The organism is Bianquea renquensis (genome assembly GCF_014384895.1).
Taxonomy (GTDB): Bacteria; Bacillota; Clostridia; order Lachnospirales; family Bianqueaceae; genus Bianquea; species Bianquea renquensis.
In genome coordinates, this window is record NZ_JACRSQ010000001.1 from 65881 (window position 1) to 86394 (window position 20514).

Here is a 20514-nt window from a genome sequence, read left to right on the forward strand (position 1 = left end):
ATAAATTCCCCTTTCTGACCTAAATCGGTCATTATAGTGTATGTCCAATTCTATGGATGGTTCTTGCCAGCGATTTTAACTCCAATAAAAAAAGCCATCGGCAGATGACGTGGGGACACTTCTCAAAAAGTGTGGACTAGCCCCTTGGTTGGAAGGAGGCGGTCCGTCCCTGGATCAAGTTTCCAGGTATTGGACGATGAGATGTTCGATTTGGATCATATCGATAGAGCCGTCAGGCCCATCGCGGGTGACGATCAGGTTCTTGCCCTCCACGATGCCAGCTTTGCGGTAGGTTTCCAACTTGGCGGCCCATCGCTTGCGGTATTCAGGCTTGTGGAGCAAGCCAAGGTGTTCCCAGTAGAAGACAACGCCAGGGCGGTACTTGTGGTAGACCTTGAAGTCGCCTTTGATAGGGACGCCATCGACGACGAGGGAAGGCTCGTATTCGACGGTGATGCCGTGCGCAGTGAGAAGGAGAAGGATGAGGGCTTCGGATTTGGAGGCGACGTAGGTGGGGACACCCTGGATGGCGACGAGGTGATGGTAATTTGGGCCGTAGGGTTTGGATTGAGCATGATTCCAGGCATGCTGCCGTGCAGTCTCTTCTTGTTGGCGAAGAAGTTCGTCGGCAGAGTGCTGGGAGAGAAGCTGCTGGACGTGGAGGCCGAAATGGCGGAGGGCTTTGGCAGTGCGGGATAGGATCGAGCGAAAAAGTTGAAGCTGAGCTTTGAGGTCGCGAGTGTTTTGTAGGGCCTGACGAGTGGAGTCGAGGTCTTGGAGTTTGACGTAGCGCTGAACCTGTTTGCCATTTTCCCAGAATTGACGGTAGAAATAGGTGTGAAGGCCGCGCTGTTTTTTAACGAGGTGGCCGCGAGGGGAGTTGGCAAGGGCTTTGGAGAGGGAGTCAATGTTGCGGGAGAGGAAAAGATAGGAATTGAAGAGGATGGGAGCGATGTCGAGAGGATCGACGTGAGGGACCATAGGCAGGACTCCTTTACAAAAAAATGGGATATTATTATAGCACAAAAATGGGATGAAAGCAAGAGATTTTAAGGGGACGGAGGAGTGGGCAGACCGGAGTGCAGAAGGGAGGGGTGAACGCCGGAAAGGGGAGAAGGGGAGGCGAAAAGGGGGAGGAGAGAGGAAAAACCGGAGTGCAGAAGAGAGGGGTGAACGCCGGAAAGGGGAGAAGGGGAGGCGAAAAGGGGGAGGAGATAAGAAAAACCGGAGTGCAGAACAATTGTGTAAAGACAAAGGCATACAAGCATCCCAGCCGTGAGTCCTTCTTCATCTATCCGGACTGCTTTTGCTATCAGAAAGTACAGGGGGGCATTCGTCCTTGTGGTACCGATCGCGTGGCTGTCTCCGCCGGATTGTGCAATCCAATCTGTCGGTTCTGGGTTGATTGAGTGGGTGCAAAAAAATACCGGCTCTCAAAAAGGAGCCGGTAAAAAGCCGTGTAGCTCTGTTAATAGGTCTTGCGCTTTCTGGAATACACGATGGTACCCGCCAGGCCGCCGGAGGCTAGCAGGAGCAGGGCAATCCATAGTGTGAGATTGCTGGTGTCCCCGGTCTGCGGGGTGCTGTTGCTGCTGGCAATGGTTTCCGCCACCTTGAAGCCGCAGACGGTGCAGCTTCTTTCCCGGCTTCCCGCTGTGGCAGCCGTTGCCGCCTTTGTTACCGTCCAGTCGCCATAGGTATGAGCCGCCATATCAGACTTTTCACCGCAGGCGCACTCATGCCAGTGGTTGGAATTGTCAGACTTCCACTCTGTGCCGTAGCTGTGGGTATGTTCCAGCACAGGGATTTCAGCCCTTTCAACATAGCCGCAGGCCGTGCAGGTATGATGCTGTTCGCCCGTTTCCGTCTCGGTCGCAGATTTCACAATTTCCCAATCGCCGTAGGTATGGGACGCGGTATCTGCCTTTGTACCGCAAACCGTGCATTCGTGCCAATGGCCGTCCACATCAGATTTCCACTCAGTGCTGAAAGTATGGTCGCGTATCGTGCAGACAACAGGGGCACTTTCCAAAGCCGCAGAGGTTATAGCGTCCAAAACAGCTTCAACCTTTACGGTATAGCTGCCGGACTCAGTTACTGTCAGTGTGCTTTCGTTCTTTCCATTCAGCAAAACGCCGTCCTTGTACCACGAATAGACATAAGCCGCGGTATCCGCCTCATGGACTGCCGAAGCCGTCAGGATAATGCTTTCACCCGCATGCACCGTCGTATGGTCGGCTGTCAGAGAAACCGTATCCGGCTGCTTGACGCCCCAGACGATCAGAAGCCTTTGCGAGGACTTCTCTACAGAATCGGTGTCAAAGTTCCACAAGGTCTGGGCTCCATAAGGACGCCATCCGGCGACATAGAATCCGGTCCTTTCGCCAATCTCGCTGACCGTAGGTATAAGCGATTCATCGATCTTCGAGTGCGGCATGACATAGATCCTTGCATAGACATTTTTGTCCGTCTCATCTTTGAAAGCAACACTATACTTTTTGATCCAAATCAAATCCTGCCCACTCTGGATGAGTCCCATGCTCTCCTCCGTTGATGCAAACTGGGAAGCGTCCGGGATTAATCCATTCATATAAGAGACGGCTGCCGTTCCCTCTGTTCTATAGGTGGCCGCCACGGGTACCGGCACTGCAGGGGCAAATTCGTCCACGATCTGGATAACCGGCCCCTCATCCTCACCGTCCCACAGGAAAATATCGCCGAAAATCGTGGGGGAACCGCTCAGCTTTAAAGTCGGGTAGGAATTGCTGCCAGAACCATACAGGCTGACAGCGTCTCCCCGATTCGCGCAGGAATTCCCGGAGATCTCGCCACCTGTAATTTCGACCGTAGTCCCCGCACCATATGCGTAAATACCGCCGCCGGAGTAGTACTCCCCATAAGTATTTCCTGTGATGGCTCCGTCGGTCATGGTGAAGCTGGACGTCTTATTATTGTCATATCCCCAGATAAAGACACCGCCGCCACACATACCAACAGAATTATTCTTGATTTCTGTTCCGCTCAGTGTGACATCCGCATGAAGAATAAGGATACCGCCACCGTTAGTTTCAGAGCTATTTCCGGAGATCTCACCGCCGGAGAGACGAACCGTACTATCTTCGATATAAATAGCGGCGCCATCATTGAGGGCATGATTATTGCGGATCTTGCCACCGGACATGTCTAAGCTGGATTGATAAACCTCAATCGCTCTGGCGCCATTATTTTTCAGATCTGCACCGTCTTTAATTTTAAGTGTTGATCCATTATAAACTTTAATTAAATATGCATAACTATAGCCATCATATGCGTCCTTTCCCAATTCTATATTATCACCGTCGATGACAACGTCGGAAAGGGTTAAGGTCGCTTGGCTCGTCACATAAAAGAGGCTGCTATTACTGCCGTTATAGCTTTCGGCTCGCTTAAAAACAGCGTTGTTTAACTCGGTATCTGTATCAATGGTAACTTGGCCGCAAATGTAGATCACGCCATCGTCGGCGACAAGCCGCAGAGCCGTGTCCAATGTTTTGACTGCATTGGCCACATCAGCGCCACCCTTGGTATCATCGCCGCTTTGGCCGTTCAGATAGACCTCGGATAGATGGCGTATAATGTAATTGCCATTACCATCAGAGACAACCGGTAAGCCATTGGTATAGGTGGAAATATCACTGCTGAAGGTGCCAGATGTTACCGTGATGGTCGATTGGCTGCTTGAAGACTCAGAAATAGCGGCCTTTGTACCCGTTAAAGTTCCGCCGATAATTTCAACTGTGGAATTTTCCTGCGCATAAACAGCAGATGCGACTCTGCCGTTGCCGGAAATTGTACCGGCGCTAATATTGACTTTTGCGGAATCCTCTACCGAAATACCATGACTGCCGTCAGATGTGATACTTCCGCCGTCAACATTCAGAGTCGTGGCAGCGGCATCAGACACACCGCCTTGTACCTGAATCGCAGCAGAATACCCTGCCGATTTGATTAGCGCATCCCCGCTTATGGTAATGGTCGATCCGCTGTACGCCTGAATGGCACTGCCGCTCGTACCCTCTTTAATAATGGATCCGCCTTTAATATCGAACTGAATTGCGTTCACCTGATAGCTGCTAACATATACAGCCACACGGCCGTTCGGGCCAGACGTCAAAGTGCCGCCATTAATCTCTGCCACAACATTGGATGAGCCCCGAAGGTTAAGCGGACTGTCCGCGGTTGCGATAATCTCACCTGCATTGATTTCAATGGCTACATTGCTGGAAGAATCATAAACATCAATGCTCTCCTGTGTAGTCTGGATCTTGCCTCCGTTCATAACGAAAGTGGAATTGCTGCGCAATTGAATGCCATAGCCCCACGAGGGATGACTCGCAATCAATGTACCTTCGCCAATAGAGTCTGTCAGGGTAAGGGAACCACCATCCCGTATGGTCATAAAATAATGGTTATTTTGGCCATATGTCTTTGTTACCGTATAGCCCTTTAAATCCAAAACAACATCTTTCGTGATCGTAATATCTACTTTGGAATCAATTGTGATATTACCGCCAAGCGCTACCGTACCGCCAGCTTCCAAGGCGGCCTCGAATTCTTCCGCCGTAGTAACACCTGGATCGTCCAGTGTCTGCGCAGGATAGAGGGCGGCAATCACGGCGTTTATGGTTTCATTTTCCTCCACGTCAATGCCGTTTTCTTCTGCGAAGGTTTTGATTTCTCCAATCTGATTATAGACCACCTTTACCTGCTCCTCGTCCTCCGGGTCAATGTCTTTCGGGGCGGGCAAGGACGCGATCATCCCGTTCAGCGTCTCCTCGGCGGTCGCCTCTGTAACGCAATCACCCTCATGACCGGCTTTCAGCGTACAGCCATCGGTTACAGTGCATGAATCCACCGGGCTGCTCTCAATGTCCTCTGCAAAGGCCACAGTGGGGAGCATGGTCAGCATCATGGCAGCCGTCAGCAGAACTGCCAGCAGCTTGCTATATTTTGCTCGTTTCATTTAATTGCCTCCTTTTGCAAATTCAGGTACGCATAAATTTATATGATAATTATATCGAGAATCACTGTATTTTTCAAGGCATCTATAGAATTTTTCTTTGCGTATGTTTTCCCGAAAAGACAAGATTTGCAAGGCCAGATCGGCAATAAACGTCCCCACCAGGTTGTCCGGTATCCCTGCTTACAGACAAATTTCGTCAGGCGGCGAGGCCGTGTATGCTGATCCTCATTTTGAATATAACGGAGATTGACCGCAGAATAAAGGACAGGCGATTTTTCGCCTGCCCCTTTTGCCATATGCCTTTAACCCCGCGCTTTTAAATGTAGCCCGATCATCAGGACAAAGCCGAGTCCGAGGACAACATAAGTCCAGATCATATCCCCGCCTGTAGCGGTATAGGCAATGAAACTGAAAACGAAAGCCCATACGAGTGACAGTAGAATCCCGATGATCCAAAACCCCACCTTCGTATTTTGTAGCCAAAATAAAAATATGAAGAGAGCGATTCCAATGAGCAGACAGAATGCCGGATGTATGCTCCAGAGCTGATAACAGACCACGGCCGCACCGATGGAGAGAGCGATACTGTCAAACAGGATGATTTGTCCGACGAACAACCCGATGATGGTAAGAAGGATACAGACCGCTATCCCAACTGCGGTCAAAAGCCCATACGCAAATAAACCTGCCATTTCACACCTCCTATTTATCTGTCATTATATGGAATAAAAGGAGATTTGTCAACAAAAATAGTCAATGGCTGGACTCCAACTTGCGAAATACCGCGCGAACCGCGAAAGCGGCAGCGGCCAGCGCAAACCCATATACGACAACCAGGACGCGGGCGGGAGCTAGAGTCCAGCCTTGCATCTGGGCCAAAGCGGAGTATCCCTCATAGAGTAACCGGCCAGCATAGACACCGGCTGTAGCTGCCAGATTGGCTAAAATATTATAGCTCGCCATAAAGATCGTTTTGTTCTGCTCCGGCATGTGTAGAAAGGGGATAATCTGAAAACAGATATTCACGCCGATGCACATGCACAGGTAGTAAATTTGTGCCACGGGAAAGAGCCACATTCTGGACTGGGTGACGCCAAATAGAAGAAAACCGTAGGGGGCGAGAAGGAGGATACTGATAAACAGACCAGTTTTTAAAGAATATTGATTGATAAGCCGTTTCCACAGAGGTGTTAAAAAGATGACAGAAACGATGCTAAATAGATTGATAGCACTGATGACGGTATAGCTTACATGTAGCTCTTTCAGCATATAGGTCATGTGATATTGGCTTGGAATATTGGCGGCAAAGTTCCACACTGCGGCAATCAGAATAATGCGAAGGTAGGCAGGGCAGGAAGAAATTCCGCGCAGTAATGTCACAGGTGTGACGAGGGAGTCTGACTTTGGATTCGGCGTTTCTGGCACTCGGCTTAACACCCAGAGATCCAGCACCGCAAAGAGAAGCAGTCCAAAGCGCAGATAGGAGAGGGCGCGGAAATCGCCCCACAGCGCCTTCATGGAGTCAACGCCAATGCTGATGAGGAAGATAATTCCATTCACGACGATGCAGGAGGCAACATTATAGAAGGAAAAATAGTTCAGCTGGCATTTTGGCGGGATACGGCCGATGTGCCAGATCTGCAATCCCGGGCCGATGGAATTCGTGAGAAGGCTTGAAAGCGTGACTAAAACCGTGATGACAATGAGGCGGGTCATGGAAGGGAGGGGGAGAAAGCCAACCAGCGGAACGAAGCAGAGAAGGAGGCTGTGCGATACGGCGCGGAGCACCAGGATGACCGGTTTCCGGCGGCTTACCCTTTCCATCCAAAAGGGAGAAAGAAATTGGACGAGGGAGGACAGCGACATGAGCAATAAGATCGTGTTGATGTAGGAAGGAGAGGCGCCTAAGCTCAGACAATAACCTGTTAGATAAGCAGCCGTCGTTAGATTCACAATTAACGTGTTAAAAAGGTTCGATAGGAGAATACATCCCCGAGCACGGCCGTCGGGAGTCCAGTACTCAACACAGCCGTCCGCAAGTCGATTTTGAAAATAAAGGGACAAGGATTTAGGGATGGAAAGACGTCTAGGCATAGTGCATACTCCTTGCAAAAAGAGATTGGATATGATATCATATTAGCAAGTTTTTAGCCAAAGTCAAGATACGAAAGAGCAAAATCGTAAAAATCGGGAAATTATATATACAAGTTATAGCAATAGGATGTATAATAAGAAAGGAGGTGAAAGCTATGAGAGAGGATAGGCCGCTATATAAGAAAATTCAGGACGAACTGTTGCAGAGCATTATGATCGGGAGTCTGCGCCCTGGCGAGAAAGTACCGTCAGAACATCAATATGCAGAACGACTGAAGGTCAACCGGTTGACGGTTCGAAAGGCCTATGCATCCTTAATCAAAGAAGAGATCCTCATAGCCGAGCAGGGGCGGGGGACCTTTGTCGCAACACACGCGAAACAAAAAATCCGACAATTAGATCCGTTAGAATGGGGGGACTACAGCTCCGTTCGTGAGATGAAGCTGATGCTGCTATTTCCGGACCGCTATTTTTACCCAAGGATAATCGCACGATTTATAGAGACAGCTGGCGCCCAAGGGTATATTGTCAATGCGTCGATGAATGATACGCTGGAGAAAGAATCAGAAGCGATTGACATTCTAAAACGAGAAGAGTATCTTGGAGTTGTGATCAGCCCTCTGCGGATTCCCTCATTCCATAGCTGGCGAAACTTTGAAAAGTTGGATCAGATGAGAATCCCCTATGTGATGCTGGGAAATCCACCCTTCGGGATCAGCTGCCCCAGCGTCATCTGCAACGATAGCGTATCGGTCTACAAGGCGGCGTTAAAGCTGATACAAAAAGGTCATCGCAATCTGCTGTACGTCAGCGATAGGGCGAAGGAGGATGAAGAAGCAGGGAGCGAGAGATTTGAGGGGTTCCGGCGAGCGATCGAGGAACGATTTGGGCGGGCCAGAATCTACACCATCGATATAGCAAAGGGCGGCGCTTCCGCGATTTTGTCCGCCATACGGGAGCGTCAGATTACGGCGGTGGTGAGCTCGAAAGAAAGTCTGGGGCTGCAACTGTACAGCATGTTGACATTGAGCGGATATACAATTCCCGATATGATCGAGTTAGTTGCATATGATATGGCAGAGTTCAGCGAACAGGTGAATTCCATTATCAGCACAATTGAAGTGCCGAAAGAACAGATGGCGGATGCTTGCTTTGATCTGTTGATGGAAGAGATACGCAGAGCGGATATGCTGGCGGGAGAGCTGGAAAACAAGCGAGACTATGTGAAACAGTATATTTTTGAGGCCGACTTAAAAGAGAAATGAAACTTCAAGATATAGAATTCGTGAATCTTTACTATACAAGTTAAAAAATCAAATAGATATATAATAAGAAAAAAGGAGTATATAGAGATGAGACATGATATACCGGCATTAAAGAAGACAGAAGATCGAGTCACATTGGATAACCGAGTTCGCAGTTTTATAACACCGCAGCGGATTGTGTATCAAGACGGCGATATCCAGAATGGACAGGTATTATTACAGAATAGAACGGCACAGCAAAGTCTGGGGATCGAAACGTATTGTGAATTCCCAGGAAAAGCTTCCATATTGCTGGATTATGGCTTTGAATTCCAGGGGGGAATCGGAATCAGCATATCGGGGACTTCAGAGCCAATCCAAAAGACAGTCCGGCTCCGAATTCGCTTCGGTGAATCCGTGCAGGAAGCCATGAGCGATGTGGACACATCGTCTGCGACCAATGATCATGCGGTCCGAGATCAGGTGGTGGAGGTCAGCAGCTTCTATGGATATGCAGAGATCGGCCTATCGGGATTTCGCTTCGTTCGAATTGATTCCCTTGAAGAGAATGTGGCGATCCATATAAAGAGCATCCAGGGCGTCTTTCTGTATGAAGATCTGGAATACAGGGGGAGCTTTTGCTGCGATGATCCTTTGCTGAATCAGATCTGGGAGGTGGGTGCCTATACGGTCCACCTGAATATTCAGAATTATATATGGGATGGTATCAAACGGGACCGGCTCGTATGGATCGGAGATATCCACCCAGAGGTATCGACGGTTTTATCAGTTTTCGGACAGAATCCTTGTATTCCCAACAGCTTAGATTTTATACGGGATACTACGCCGGCAGATCAATGGATGAATGAGATTCCGGCTTACTCCATGTGGTGGTTGTTGATTCATAAGGAATGGTATCTACATACGGGAGATCTGGCGTACTTGCAGGGCCAGCGAGGGTATATGAAACAGATGGCGGAGCATATCGGGTCCTTTGTCCAAGATAACGGGGACGACACCATCGCCGATTATTTTCTCGATTGGCCATCGTCCAGCGATCCTAGTGCCTGTAAGATCGGCGTTAGAGCCTTGCTGGTGATGGCTTTGGAAGCAGCCGCACTGATGTTAAACGCCATGGGGGAAGAGGAGACCGCCCCCAAATGTCAACGGTGGGCTCGGTTGGTTCGCAACCGCGAAGTCAAGTCCTATGGAAATAAGCAATCAGCCGCTCTTCTAGCCCTAGCGGGAATGGCAGCCCCCCAGGCGATCAACCAGAGCTGTCTGCAAGGGGTTGAGGATGTTTCAACTTTTTTTGGATTTTATATTTTGAAGGCAAAAGCTCTTGCTGGCGATATGGAGGGAGCGCTGGCCCTCGTTCGGAAATTCTGGGGCGGCATGCTGAGTCTTGGCGCGACCACCTTCTGGGAAGATTTTGATCTTCGCTGGCTCGAAAATGCTGCCCGGATCGATGAGCTGACGCCGGAGGGAAAAGTGGATGTCCACGCGGCCTATGGTCAATACTGTTACTCCGGATACCGACATAGCCTATGCCATGGATGGGCGAGCGGGCCTACGCCGTGGCTGAGTCAATACGTGCTGGGCGTTCAGATTCTGGAACCAGGATGCCGAAAGGTCGCGATCCGTCCACAACTCGGAGACCTGCAATGGGTGGAGGGAGCCTATCCGACTCCATATGGAAACATCTGGATACGCCATGAAAAAAGAGAGGACGGTTCCCTTCACTCTGTGATAAACGCTCCGCAGGAAGTGGAGATCGTTCGAAGTGATGCCTGATGGACATGCCAGAAAACCTGCGGGAAGCCTTAGTCACGCTGACAGAGGAAGTCTCAAGTTCTCGCCTTGTGGAGGAGGCCCGCAGAATCAGCTTTCGATATCGAGACCGGGGAGATCCGCAGCAGTTTATTCAAAGCCGCAGCGAGGCGTTGGCTTACGCGGTGGCCAGAATGCCTGCTACCTACGGAGCGGTTTCCAGCGCGCTCGCCTACACCTTGACGGCTTTGGAAGGATGGGGGGAGGAGATGGCAAGCCTGTTGGATGTAGGTGCAGGAACAGGCGCTGCAACTTGGGCGGCAGATGGGCTGGTTGCCCTACAGAAGGTGGTTTGCGTTGAGCGGGAGACAATGATGAGGCAGATTGGAACCACCATCATGGCCTTCGGATCGGAAGCTTTACAGAATGCCATGTGGATCGAGTGCGATATTGCGTCCCAGCCCATTCCCAGCCGAGGGGATCTGGTGATAGCATCCTATGTACTTAACGAGCTAAATGTGCAGTCCCAGGCGGAAGTCTCAGAGAAGCTATGGGACTGCGCGGAAAAGCTGCTGCTGATTGTTGAGCCGGGAACGCCGGAGGGGTATCGCACCATAGAACGGGTTCGAACCATCCTATTGCAACGGGGAGCCCATATAGTTGCGCCGTGTCCCCATGAAAATCCTTGTCCCATGTTGGAACAGGACTGGTGCCACTTTTCATGCCGAATTCCAAGAAGCCAGCTTCACCGCCTTTCCAAAGGAGGCGAGGCGCCATACGAAGATGAGAAATATGCATATGTGGCATTGGCCAGGGAGCGCGGGCCCTTGAACGAGGGAGGCCGAATTCTGCGCCATCCCCAGATTGCCAAAGGGATTGTCAGGATACAGCTCTGCACAGAGGAGGGCATAACATGGAAAACTTTTTCTAAACGCGATGGGGAAGCCTACAAGCGGGTTAGAAAAGCAAAGTGCGGAGATTGGGTCGAATAAAACAACACGACGCCAGCTGAGGAGTTCATCCGAACTGGCGTCGTGCATATTATTCGACACATAGAATACGCTCATCGAAGGACGGCGCGATTTTTCGGCCGGGGGGGACGACCAAAAATCGATCCTCATCCCACGAGCCGCTCAAAAATTCGCGCAACAGATCAGAAGAGCCCTCGAACAGGCGAAAAGTCCAATTCAAATAGTGTGTACAGCGTTTCGTATACTCCTCATATTGAGGAAAGGGGAGTTCCTTCCAGCGGATGTACGCGCCGGTTGTATACTTTTTATACCATCCTAATTCTAGATCGACCAAGTACTCAGCATTGTCTTCCCCATAAAGCTCTGTATAGAGTTCCATCAGCCGGTCAGTCATGGTCTCGGAGGGCATGGGGGCATTTTCCAGCCAGCCAGGCGTATACCAATAGATTCCGCTATAGGTATCAAAATATTCCCGATATCGCTCTTTTGAGCCTAGAAACAGGGTGTTACAGTCGTGGGCGCGGGGAACGACCAAAGGATATTTTTTGGAGGAGAGCCCACAGACGCCATTACTGCACAAACCATACGCCAGGAGAATCGCATCGATTGGACCACAGCTGTCCTCTGTGCCAGTATGGATGTCCTGATCGAGGTCAATCGCGTCGATTTCCTTTTGGAGTTCATTGCGGAGCGCTTCCGGCGTATTGTGGAGTCCCTGACGCATATAGGTGACATCCAGCAGATTTGGGCAAAGAGCTGATAGATAGGAAAGCTCACGGTAGAGAACCTTACAGGCCAATATTTTCAGTCGCATCGCATTGTCTCCATCAGTTCGCCAAAGGCGAGCTGCTTTCAAAGAACATGTTGTCAACAAAAGCGGCCTCAAAATCCGGTCGCCCAGAAAGTTCAATGTAGGATGCCTCCTGCGTCAAGTTCTGACAGAGAGTGAGATAGTCCGGGTTGAGAAGGCACATGGAAGCCCCCATGCCAGAAGTATTGCCGGCCACGAGGATTTTGTCCCGAAGTTCAGCGGGAAGCAGCCCGATACGGCAGGCACTTTCTTTGTTCATGAAGCTTCCGAACCCGCCAGCCAGAATGCAGAGATCGATATCCGATATGGAGATGCCCGCCTCTTTGCACAGAACCTCAACGCCGGAAGCGATGGCGGATTTGGCCAACTGGATTTCTCGAATATCGCGGGGCGTCATGACAATGTCCCCTGTGATGGAATACTCGTCTTCCAAGTAGCCGGTTTCATCCACAAGTTCCTGGTCGACCAGAGAGGCGACAATATCGACGATACCAGAACCACAGATCCCAGTTGGATTTCCACCGCCCAGCACTTCAAAGGTGGGTTCACCGTTTTCAATGGAAAATTTCGAGATAGCGCCTGTTACGCCGCCCATTCCACAAGATATCTTAGCGCCCTCAAGGGCAGGGCCGGCCGCGGTGGCGCAACAGAGAATCCGTTCTTGATTCCCAAGCGCCATCTCTCCGTTTGTTCCGATATCAATAAACAAAGTCTGAAGGGGAGACTTATAGAGTCCGCTTGCCAGGATGCCGGCTGTTATGTCAGCGCCGACGTAGGTGGAAATCGAAGGAAGAAGTTGAATCTCGCAAGGTTCAGGGAGCCTCATGTGCAAGTCGCTGGGAGTAAAAAGGCGAGCTTCCAAAAAAACAGGGGTAAAGGGCGCCACAGCCAGGGAGGCGACTGGCACTCCGGCAAGAAGATGCAGCATCGTCGTATTGCCCGCGATGCATACCTTTTGGATCGGCGCACTGGTCATGGAGGCCAGCAGATCGTCAATTTGATGGGCAATTGCTCTCTGCATGCGGCAGAGTCCGTCTTCGTTTTCTGTCGTATATTGAATGCGCGTGATGACATCTGCGCCGAAAGCGCTCTGTGGATTGAGCGCGCTCGCTTGATTCAGCAGCGCGCCAGTGGATAGATCGTACAAATATGCGGCGACGGTTGTTGTGCCGATATCAACGGCAGCACCCATGCCCTCGGAGGGATGTATAGTAAAATCCGGGTCCAGCATCCGGCCCTCTGATGCGATCCGCGCGTCTGAGGACGAGGAGAGAAGTGTTACCACCGCGTCCGTGCGGATTGTATAACCGCAAGCCAGCCGTATGGAAGCTTGCATATCCTGAGGCGACAAGAGCGCACCTTCTTCCGCGCTCATCTCTTCATACAGAGGAGGCTCAACCTTGACCTTGCATTTGCCGCAGTAGCATTTGCCGCCGCAGGGAGCGTCCAGGTGAATCCCATTTTCCGACAATAAGGCATATAGAGTAGTACCGGCCTCTGCCATCAGGCAGGGACCGGCAACTTGTGAGTGGATTTGAATGGTCGGCATAAAATACCTCGAGACTTAAGCGGTCAGAGCGGCTACAGCGGCGTCAGCAGCGCTGGCAGCGTCTACCGTATAGATATCGGCTCCGATGCTGTCACAGAAGCTCTGCGTGATCGGCGCTCCGCCCACCATAATGGTGACCTGATCGCGGATACCAGCTTCCTTGGCAGCTTCAACAACATTTTTCATCTCCGTCATGGTGGTGGTCAGAAGAGCGGACAGCGCGATGATCTGGGCATTTTCATTTTTAGCGGCCTCGATAAATTTCTCAGGGGCAACATCGGTTCCCAGATCGATTACTTCCAGTCCTTTCCCTTCCATCATCATGCGGACAAGATTCTTTCCAATGTCATGCAAGTCGCCCTTGACAGTACCGATAACAGCCTTGCCGGCAGCCTTAAATCCGCTGGAGGACAGATGAGGCTTCAGCAGCGTAGTGCCAGCGTTCATGGCACGGGCGGCGATAAGAACTTCGGGAACATAGACTTCATTGTTTTTGAATTTTTCACCGATGATGTTCATACCGTCCAACAGACCTTTTTCCAGGATTTCCGTAGCTGGAATCCCTTCATCAATTGCCTGCTGCACTAAAGCCGTCACATTCTTTGCGCGGCCTTTCTGCAAAAATTCACTAATCTGACTTAAGAGTTCTTCCTTCATGGAAAAGCACCTCCGTATAGAGAATAATTATAATCTTACTTATTATAACACGATCTGCAAGGATATTATTGTACTATCAAGTGATTTTTAGTATTCTTTTGCAGTGCTTTTCCCAAAAAAACAGACTTTTCATTCCGCCAAAATTGTAGTATAATACGAGTTGAGTAAGAAAAAAGGTGGGTGCTATGAAAAATTCGGAAGATCGAATCCAACGCGATAAGGAAATAGAAGCAATCGAGAGCTATGCCCTCTCGACGGGAATATATACAAAGCTTGTGGATAGCAACGGGGAGGTGATTGCCTCCGCGGGCCGCCCATGTGAGTACTGCCGTTTTTGTGCCGAGCACCAACCAGACAAGGACTTTCGGAGCAAGACATACCGGTACGGAAGTATGCAGGCACAGCGCTTTGGCGGTAAATATATATATTTTTGTCCCATGGGCCTTACAAACTGGGCCTCACCCATCATGAAAGACGGTATCTTAGTGGGAGCGCTGACCGCAGGCCCGGTTATGATGTTTGACATGGAGGAATACATCGAATTTGATTTGGCGCTTCGGCTCAAGCTGGAAAAACAGACGAAGGAGCAAGTTCGCACGCTGCTTCAGCAGCTTCCCTTCATGGAGCCCAAGAGGGTTACGGGATTGGCGGAGCAATTATTTTATACGGCCGCGTATCTGTGCGAGGGCGATAATGATGATTATTGGATGCGCCGGGACAACCAGCAAAACCAGTCAGACATCTCCGAGTACATTCAATGCATCAAGAATATCACGGAGGGGCTCGGACAGGAGGTCTATCCGATTGAAAAAGAAAAGGAACTCCTGGCCTACATTACGGATGGAAACAACGAGGATGCGCAGAGAGTTCTCAATGAAATCCTGGGGCATATTCTGTTTCACTCCGGAGGAAACCTGGACGTGATCAAGGTGCGGGTGTTGGAACTGGTGATCGTGCTATCCCGCGCCGTGATGGAGAGCGGCGGCGATGTGGAGATGATCTTCGGCTGGAACCTGCGGTATGTGAATGATATCAATCAGATTACCAACTTTGAGGATCTTACCGTATGGCTCTCCTCCATCATTCGCCGCTTCGGAGACATGGTGTTTGGGTTCTCCGATGTAAAACATGTGGACATCATGTACAAAGCGGATAAGTATATAAAGCAGCACTATATGGAGAAGCTGACGCTGGAGGATGTGGCGAGCCAAGTCTATCTGAGTCCCTCCTACTTCAGCAAGATCTTCAAGGAAGAGATGGGAGCCAGTTTTAATAACTACCTCAATAAAGTGCGGGTGGACAACGCGAAGAGGCTGCTACTCAAGGACGGCGTCAACCTGGTGGATATCTCCAACATGGTGGGGTATGAAGACCAAAGCTATTTTTCAAAGGTATTTAAGAAGTTATCCGGGGTCACTCCAGGAAAATTCCGGGAGACCAGAGGAAAAAACGCAAAAGGATAAGGAGGATGGTAAAGATGAAACAACAGATTGACATCGGAACTTGCATTCCAGGGGGACAAGTGGAGCAGTGGCTGCCGGCCATGGTGCAGGCGGGATTTGAATGCGTGTCTATCAACTTTCACATGTCCCTGGGAGGCGTGGATCTGAGAGAGCTGGCGTCAAAGATCAAGGAGATCCTTGGGGACAGCGGTGTGTACGTGACGAGTCTCGGCTATTATTGCAATGCACTCCAATATGAGGACCACAGGGAGACACTGGCGCACTGTATTGACGTGGCCCATCTTTTTGGCGCGTCCACAGTCTGTACCTTTGCCGGCGGGCTGGAGGGCGAGTCCGTGGAAGCGGCGATTCCGAAGTTCAGCGAGGTTTTTGGCGAATTGACGAGGCGGGCGGAGGACAGAGGGGTGAAAATCGCCATTGAGAATTGCCCCATGGGTGGCACGTGGCAACACGCCACCTGCAATATCGGATTTAACCCGAGAGCGTGGGAACTGATGTTCAACGCAGTGCCCTCCAAAGCCCTTGGGCTGGAATGGGAGCCGGCCCATCAGCTGATCCAGCTGATCGATCCCATTGCACAGCTGCGGCAGTGGGTGAACAAGGTCGTCCATCTTCATGGAAAAGACGCATCGGTGGATTGGGATGCTGTCCGGCGGCTGGGCGTGTACGGAGCCCACGATTTTGCACCAGAGCGGACGCCAGGTTTTGGCGATACGAACTGGCGGGACATCTTCTCCATCCTTTATGGAGCGGGATATGAGGGCGATATCTGCGTGGAAGGGTATCATGATCCGGTTTACTCCGGGGAAAGAGAGATGACGGGACAGCTCCATGCACTTCGATATTTAAAATGGTGCCGGGGCGGGGATTTCGTGCCGAATCCGTGGGATTCGAAGTCGTGAAATTCTCAAAAAATAAAAGGACATAGAAAAACGCCGTGTATGGCAGAGGCCATAGCGGCGTTTTTTATTTAGAATGGACCTGACTTTCATTCGAAAAAAATCCCGCTCTCAGGTATAGAACAACGGGATTTTACTATAATAACCCTATGCAGAAAGGAGGATACGATGCAGCGATTACGGAAACAAAAACCTTTAGAGCGGGCTGCCGGGATTCTATTGCCCATTAGCAGCCTACCGTCTCCCTATGGAATAGGAACACTGGGATCTAGCGCATACGCCTTTATAGATTTTTTGCACGGCGCGGGGCAACGGTACTGGCAGGTCCTCCCAGTGGGGCCCACTAGCTATGGAGACAGCCCCTATCAAAGCTTTTCGGCCTTTGCGGGAAATCCCTATTTTATTGACCTGGATATGCTCGTGGAGGAAGGAATCCTAGATAAGAAAACCATTGAAAGCGAAGACTGGGGCGATGACCCGGAGCGCATCGATTACGCAAAACTCTACAAAGCTCGGTTTCGAGTTCTGCGGCAGGCCTTTGACAGATGGCAGCCTAAGGGATCAGACTATGAGGCATTTGTTGCAAAGAATGCCCATTGGCTGGAAGACTATTGCCTGTATATGGCCATTAAACTGGAACAGGGGGGGAAAAGCTGGCTGGAATGGCCAGACGAGTTGCGGATGGGCGACAATCTTGCGCTCGACCGCTGGCGGGGACAGCATGAGACGGACATCGAATTCTGGAAATTTTGTCAGTATCAGTTTATGGCGCAGTGGAAGGCCTTGCAGGCCTATGCCCACCAACGGCACGTCCAGATTATCGGAGATATCCCCATCTATGTGGCTCTTGACAGCGCGGACGTTTGGCGAAAGAGTGAATATTTTCTGCTGGACGCGAAGAGGCGCCCCACGGTTGTGGCCGGTGTTCCGCCAGACCTTTTCTCCGCCACGGGTCAGCTTTGGGGAAATCCCCTGTATAACTGGGAAACCCTGCGTCAAGAGGAATACTCCTGGTGGAAAGCCCGAATGCAGCACTGTGCATCGCTCTTTGACCTCATCCGCATCGACCACTTTATCGGAATCGTTCGGTACTACGCGATCCCCTACGGGGCGGAGACTGCCATGGTGGGAGAATACCGCAAAGGACCAGGGGAAGAATTGCTTCAAGCCATAGCCACTGTGCTGGGAGAGAGCAAAATTATCGCGGAGGACCTTGGGCTGGTGGTGCCAAGCGTACGGCGGCTGCTGAAGCGGTCCGGCTATCCGGGTATGAAAATCATGGAATTTGCCTTTGGCAGCGGTCCAGCCAATGAGAATCTTCCATGTCACTATGACAAGAATGTTGTAGTCTATGGAGGAACCCACGATAATGAAACGCTGGCCGGATATTTCGGCAAACGGCGAGGAGAAGAACTTCGATTTGCCAAACAGTATCTGCGAGTCAAGACCAAAGCGGCTTTGCCTGGCGCCATCATTCGAGAGGCCATGGCCAGCTGTGCCGACACTGCGATATTTCAAATGCAGGATTATCTAGGGCTTGGCAACGAGGCGAGAATGAATTTTCCTTCCACCATGGGCGAAAATTGGCGCTGGCGTATGAGAGAAGGCGCGCTGACCGACGAGCTGGCCGCTAGCATCGTAGAGCTGACCCAGACTTACGGACGCGCATTAGCAGAATAGGAGGATTGTTGTGAACACAAAATCAATGGCAGAAGGTTTTCAGCGCGATATACAAGCCTATCTGGAGCTGGAAGCGAATATCAACTTACAGGACGCGGGCCTGCGGGATCTATATCAAGCCGTTTCGAAGGCTGCGATGAAGCAGATCCGAGAGAAATGGGAAAACCCGGGGAGCGGCAAAAGGGCCTGCTATTTTTCTGCGGAGTTCCTGCTTGGACGCATGATCTACAGTAATCTCTTAAATATGAAAGTTTTGGATTCGCTGCGGGAGCTCTTTGCAGACAATGGATTGAATATCGCCATGTTTGAGGAGGTGGAGGATGCTGCATTGGGAAATGGTGGCTTAGGACGTCTGGCCGCCTGTTTTCTTGATTCGGCAGCAACCCAGTCCATCCCCATGGATGGATTTGGCATTCGCTATCGCTATGGCCTATTCAAACAGTATTTTCAAAATGGGTTTCAGAGAGAGGAAGCCGATGGGTGGGAACGCTTTGGCGACCCGTGGAGTGTGCGGCGGGAGGACGAAAAGGTCAGAGTCGAGTTTGGTGACCAATCGGTGTATGCGGTTCCCTATGATATGCCAGTAATCGGATACGACTGTGCCATGATCAACACTCTTCGCCTGTGGCAGGCGGAGCCAGTGCGAGAGTTTGACTTTCCTTCATTCAATGAACAGCGGTATGAGGAAGCGTTTCGGGAGCGGAACGAAGCGGAGATGCTCTCTGACGTGCTATATCCCAACGATGATACGGACCGGGGGAAGCGCCTGCGCTTAAAGCAGCAATACTTTTTTGTCAGCGCGTCCTTACAATGCCTGATGGCACGCTATGAGGCGCGCTACGGAAGAGAATACTCTCATTTTCCAGAAGTCTACGCGGTTCAGCTCAACGACACGCACCCCACAGTTGCGATTCCAGAATTGTTGCGCTTATTTATGGAGAGGGGAGAGCTTTCCTATGAAGAGGCGTTTCCCATCGTGCGCAGCACGTTTGCATACACCAATCACACCATCATGGCGGAGGCTCTGGAGAAGTGGGATGTCGGACTGTTTATGTCCGTTTTGCCGCAAGTCTACCCCTATATTGTCATGCTCCAAAATGGCCTCTTCCGGGAACTAAAATCAGAAGCGAGTATGGAAACGGGCCGCTATGCAATCATAGAAAATGGCCGCCTTCACATGGCGCGCATGGCGATCTATGGCTCGCACTCCGTAAACGGTGTGGCTGAGCTGCACACAGAAATTTTAAAGAGAACCGCCTTGCCGGAATGGTATCGCCTCTATCCACAGCGCTTTAATAACAAGACCAATGGCATTACCCAAAGGCGATGGCTGGCGCTTTGCAACCCAGAACTTGCGGCGCTGATTACCAGAACCATCGGGGAAGGGTGGCTGACAGACCTGCAAGACCTAGAAAAGTTGCGGCCCTATGGTCAGGACTCGGAACTGCTTCGGCAATATGCAGCCGTGAAACGCCAGAAAAAGGAACAGCTGTCATCGTATCTGCAAAAAAAAGAAGGCGTCTGTATCTCGCCCGATTTCATGTTTGATATTCAGGTAAAACGGCTGCATGAATATAAACGGCAGTTGATGAATGCCCTGTCAATTTTAGACTTGTATTTTGGAGTAAAAGATGGGCGAGTCCAAAATTTCTACCCCACGGCCTTCCTATTTGGCGCGAAAGCCGCGCCAGGGTATGTCCGGGCCAAGGGGATTATAAAATTCATTCAAGAGATCGCGTTGAAAATTAACGCAGATCCACAGGTTCAGGACAAGATGAAAGTCCTGTTTGTCACGAATTACAATGTATCCTACGCGGAAAAGTTAATTCCCGCAGCGGACGTTTCCGAGCAGATTTCTGCCGCCGGCACCGAGGCCAGCGGCACCAGCAATATGAAATTCATGCTCAACGGCGCTGTCACACTGGGAACCTATGACGGTGCCAATATTGAAATCGTGGAGCAGGCCGGCATGGAAAATAACTATATTTTTGGCGCGCGTGTGGAGGACTTGGATAGAATCAAGGGACAATACGATCCGAGAGCTATCTATGAGAGGGAGCCTCGGGTGAAAGCGGTGCTGGATACATTGGTGGACGGAACATTTTCCGATGGTGGAAGCGGAGTCTTTCGGGAACTGTACGAGTCCATTTTGTATGGCGCCAGCTGGCATACGCCGGATCATTATTATATATTGCTGGATTTGCTTCCCTACTGCGATGCAAGGATGAAAGTTAACGCCGACTACAAGGACCGGGAAGATTTCACCCGCAAATGTTTTTACAATACGGCGGGAGCCGGCAAATTCTCCAGCGACCGAACGATCCTACAATATGCCAGGGAAATCTGGGGTGTGACACCCAACTTGAAGTCCTAA

General features: G+C 50.7%; 16 protein-coding genes. 10 read left to right on the forward strand and 6 right to left on the reverse strand.

The genetic code is table 11. The features are described from left to right. The first annotated feature begins 129 nt into the window (after positions 1–129). From H8730_RS00280 to H8730_RS00290, 3 genes are all read left to right on the forward strand, one after another. The gene (locus tag H8730_RS00280) at positions 130–699 is read left to right on the forward strand and encodes a hypothetical protein (RefSeq protein WP_249289097.1); all 570 of its coding nucleotides are present in this window, start codon (positions 130–132) and stop codon (positions 697–699) included. A gap of 75 nt (positions 700–774) precedes the next feature. Next, positions 775–1053, forward strand: coding sequence for a hypothetical protein (locus tag H8730_RS00285; protein WP_177714326.1), 279 nt, complete (start codon positions 775–777; stop codon positions 1051–1053). A gap of 41 nt (positions 1054–1094) precedes the next feature. Then, on the forward strand, positions 1095–1409 hold the full coding sequence (locus H8730_RS00290) for a hypothetical protein (RefSeq protein WP_177714327.1): 315 nt from the start codon (positions 1095–1097) through the stop codon (positions 1407–1409). Between the two features lie 59 nt (positions 1410–1468). On the opposite strand, the gene H8730_RS00295 is transcribed toward H8730_RS00290, so the two are convergent. From H8730_RS00295 to H8730_RS00305, 3 genes are all read right to left on the reverse strand, one after another. Beyond that, entirely contained in the window at positions 1469–5002 is a 3534-nt protein-coding gene (locus H8730_RS00295) for an immunoglobulin domain-containing protein (RefSeq protein ID WP_177714328.1), read from the reverse strand. A gap of 302 nt (positions 5003–5304) precedes the next feature. After that, on the reverse strand, positions 5305–5694 hold the full coding sequence (locus H8730_RS00300) for a hypothetical protein (protein WP_177714329.1): 390 nt from the start codon (positions 5692–5694) through the stop codon (positions 5305–5307). Between the two features lie 61 nt (positions 5695–5755). After that, a complete protein-coding gene (locus H8730_RS00305) occupies positions 5756–7096 on the reverse strand; it encodes an MFS transporter (RefSeq protein WP_177714330.1) in 1341 nt (446 codons plus the stop codon). Between the two features lie 155 nt (positions 7097–7251). Here H8730_RS00305 and H8730_RS00310 point away from each other — a divergent pair, with 155 nt between their 5' ends. From H8730_RS00310 to H8730_RS00320, 3 genes are all read left to right on the forward strand, one after another. Beyond that, positions 7252–8361, forward strand: a complete 1110-nt coding sequence (locus H8730_RS00310; protein ID WP_177714331.1) for a GntR family transcriptional regulator — start codon at positions 7252–7254, stop codon at positions 8359–8361. An 87-nt stretch (positions 8362–8448) separates the two neighbouring features. Next, positions 8449–10134 (forward strand): alpha-L-rhamnosidase-related protein, encoded by a 1686-nt coding sequence (locus H8730_RS00315; protein WP_177714332.1) that lies wholly within the window; start codon positions 8449–8451, stop codon positions 10132–10134. Further along, on the forward strand, positions 10134–11102 hold the full coding sequence (locus H8730_RS00320; RefSeq protein WP_177714333.1) for a small ribosomal subunit Rsm22 family protein: 969 nt from the start codon (positions 10134–10136) through the stop codon (positions 11100–11102). Before H8730_RS00315 ends, H8730_RS00320 begins: the two co-directional genes overlap by 1 nt. 49 nt (positions 11103–11151) lie before the next feature. Here the strand turns inward: H8730_RS00320 and H8730_RS00325 are convergent, their stop codons facing one another. From H8730_RS00325 to H8730_RS00335, 3 genes are read right to left on the reverse strand one after another with little or no spacing between them, the layout of a single operon-like run. After that, complete coding sequence (locus tag H8730_RS00325) at positions 11152–11895, reverse strand: DUF1638 domain-containing protein (RefSeq protein ID WP_177714334.1); 744 nt, start codon at positions 11893–11895, stop codon at positions 11152–11154. Positions 11896–11908: 13 nt separating this feature from the next. Next, a complete protein-coding gene (locus H8730_RS00330; protein WP_177714335.1) occupies positions 11909–13441 on the reverse strand; it encodes an ASKHA domain-containing protein in 1533 nt (510 codons plus the stop codon). Positions 13442–13456: 15 nt separating this feature from the next. Next, the gene (locus H8730_RS00335) at positions 13457–14098 is read right to left on the reverse strand and encodes a corrinoid protein (protein WP_177714336.1); all 642 of its coding nucleotides are present in this window, start codon (positions 14096–14098) and stop codon (positions 13457–13459) included. Positions 14099–14283: 185 nt separating this feature from the next. Here H8730_RS00335 and H8730_RS00340 point away from each other — a divergent pair, with 185 nt between their 5' ends. From H8730_RS00340 to H8730_RS00355, 4 genes are all read left to right on the forward strand, one after another. Beyond that, positions 14284–15561 (forward strand): AraC family transcriptional regulator, encoded by a 1278-nt coding sequence (locus tag H8730_RS00340; protein WP_177714337.1) that lies wholly within the window; start codon positions 14284–14286, stop codon positions 15559–15561. A gap of 14 nt (positions 15562–15575) precedes the next feature. After that, complete coding sequence (locus H8730_RS00345) at positions 15576–16463, forward strand: sugar phosphate isomerase/epimerase family protein (protein ID WP_177714338.1); 888 nt, start codon at positions 15576–15578, stop codon at positions 16461–16463. Positions 16464–16628: 165 nt separating this feature from the next. After that, the gene (gene malQ / locus H8730_RS00350; protein ID WP_177714339.1) at positions 16629–18140 is read left to right on the forward strand and encodes a 4-alpha-glucanotransferase; all 1512 of its coding nucleotides are present in this window, start codon (positions 16629–16631) and stop codon (positions 18138–18140) included. A 25-nt stretch (positions 18141–18165) separates the two neighbouring features. Next, positions 18166–20514 (forward strand): glycogen/starch/alpha-glucan phosphorylase, encoded by a 2349-nt coding sequence (locus H8730_RS00355; protein WP_177714350.1) that lies wholly within the window; start codon positions 18166–18168, stop codon positions 20512–20514.

Coding starts and splice junctions, on each gene's coding strand:
- H8730_RS00310 (WP_177714331.1), top strand. CDS start 7,252: ATGAGAGAGGATAGGCCGCTATATAAGAAAATTCAGGACGAACTGTTG.
- H8730_RS00345 (WP_177714338.1), top strand. CDS start 15,576: ATGAAACAACAGATTGACATCGGAACTTGCATTCCAGGGGGACAAGTG.
- H8730_RS00305 (WP_177714330.1), bottom strand. CDS start 7,096: ATGCCTAGACGTCTTTCCATCCCTAAATCCTTGTCCCTTTATTTTCAA.
- H8730_RS00300 (WP_177714329.1), bottom strand. CDS start 5,694: ATGGCAGGTTTATTTGCGTATGGGCTTTTGACCGCAGTTGGGATAGCG.
- H8730_RS00355 (WP_177714350.1), top strand. CDS start 18,166: ATGGCAGAAGGTTTTCAGCGCGATATACAAGCCTATCTGGAGCTGGAA.
- H8730_RS00325 (WP_177714334.1), bottom strand. CDS start 11,895: ATGCGACTGAAAATATTGGCCTGTAAGGTTCTCTACCGTGAGCTTTCC.
- malQ (WP_177714339.1), top strand. CDS start 16,629: ATGCAGCGATTACGGAAACAAAAACCTTTAGAGCGGGCTGCCGGGATT.
- H8730_RS00330 (WP_177714335.1), bottom strand. CDS start 13,441: ATGCCGACCATTCAAATCCACTCACAAGTTGCCGGTCCCTGCCTGATG.
- H8730_RS00315 (WP_177714332.1), top strand. CDS start 8,449: ATGAGACATGATATACCGGCATTAAAGAAGACAGAAGATCGAGTCACA.
- H8730_RS00335 (WP_177714336.1), bottom strand. CDS start 14,098: ATGAAGGAAGAACTCTTAAGTCAGATTAGTGAATTTTTGCAGAAAGGC.
- H8730_RS00340 (WP_177714337.1), top strand. CDS start 14,284: ATGAAAAATTCGGAAGATCGAATCCAACGCGATAAGGAAATAGAAGCA.
- H8730_RS00295 (WP_177714328.1), bottom strand. CDS start 5,002: ATGAAACGAGCAAAATATAGCAAGCTGCTGGCAGTTCTGCTGACGGCT.
- H8730_RS00320 (WP_177714333.1), top strand. CDS start 10,134: ATGGACATGCCAGAAAACCTGCGGGAAGCCTTAGTCACGCTGACAGAG.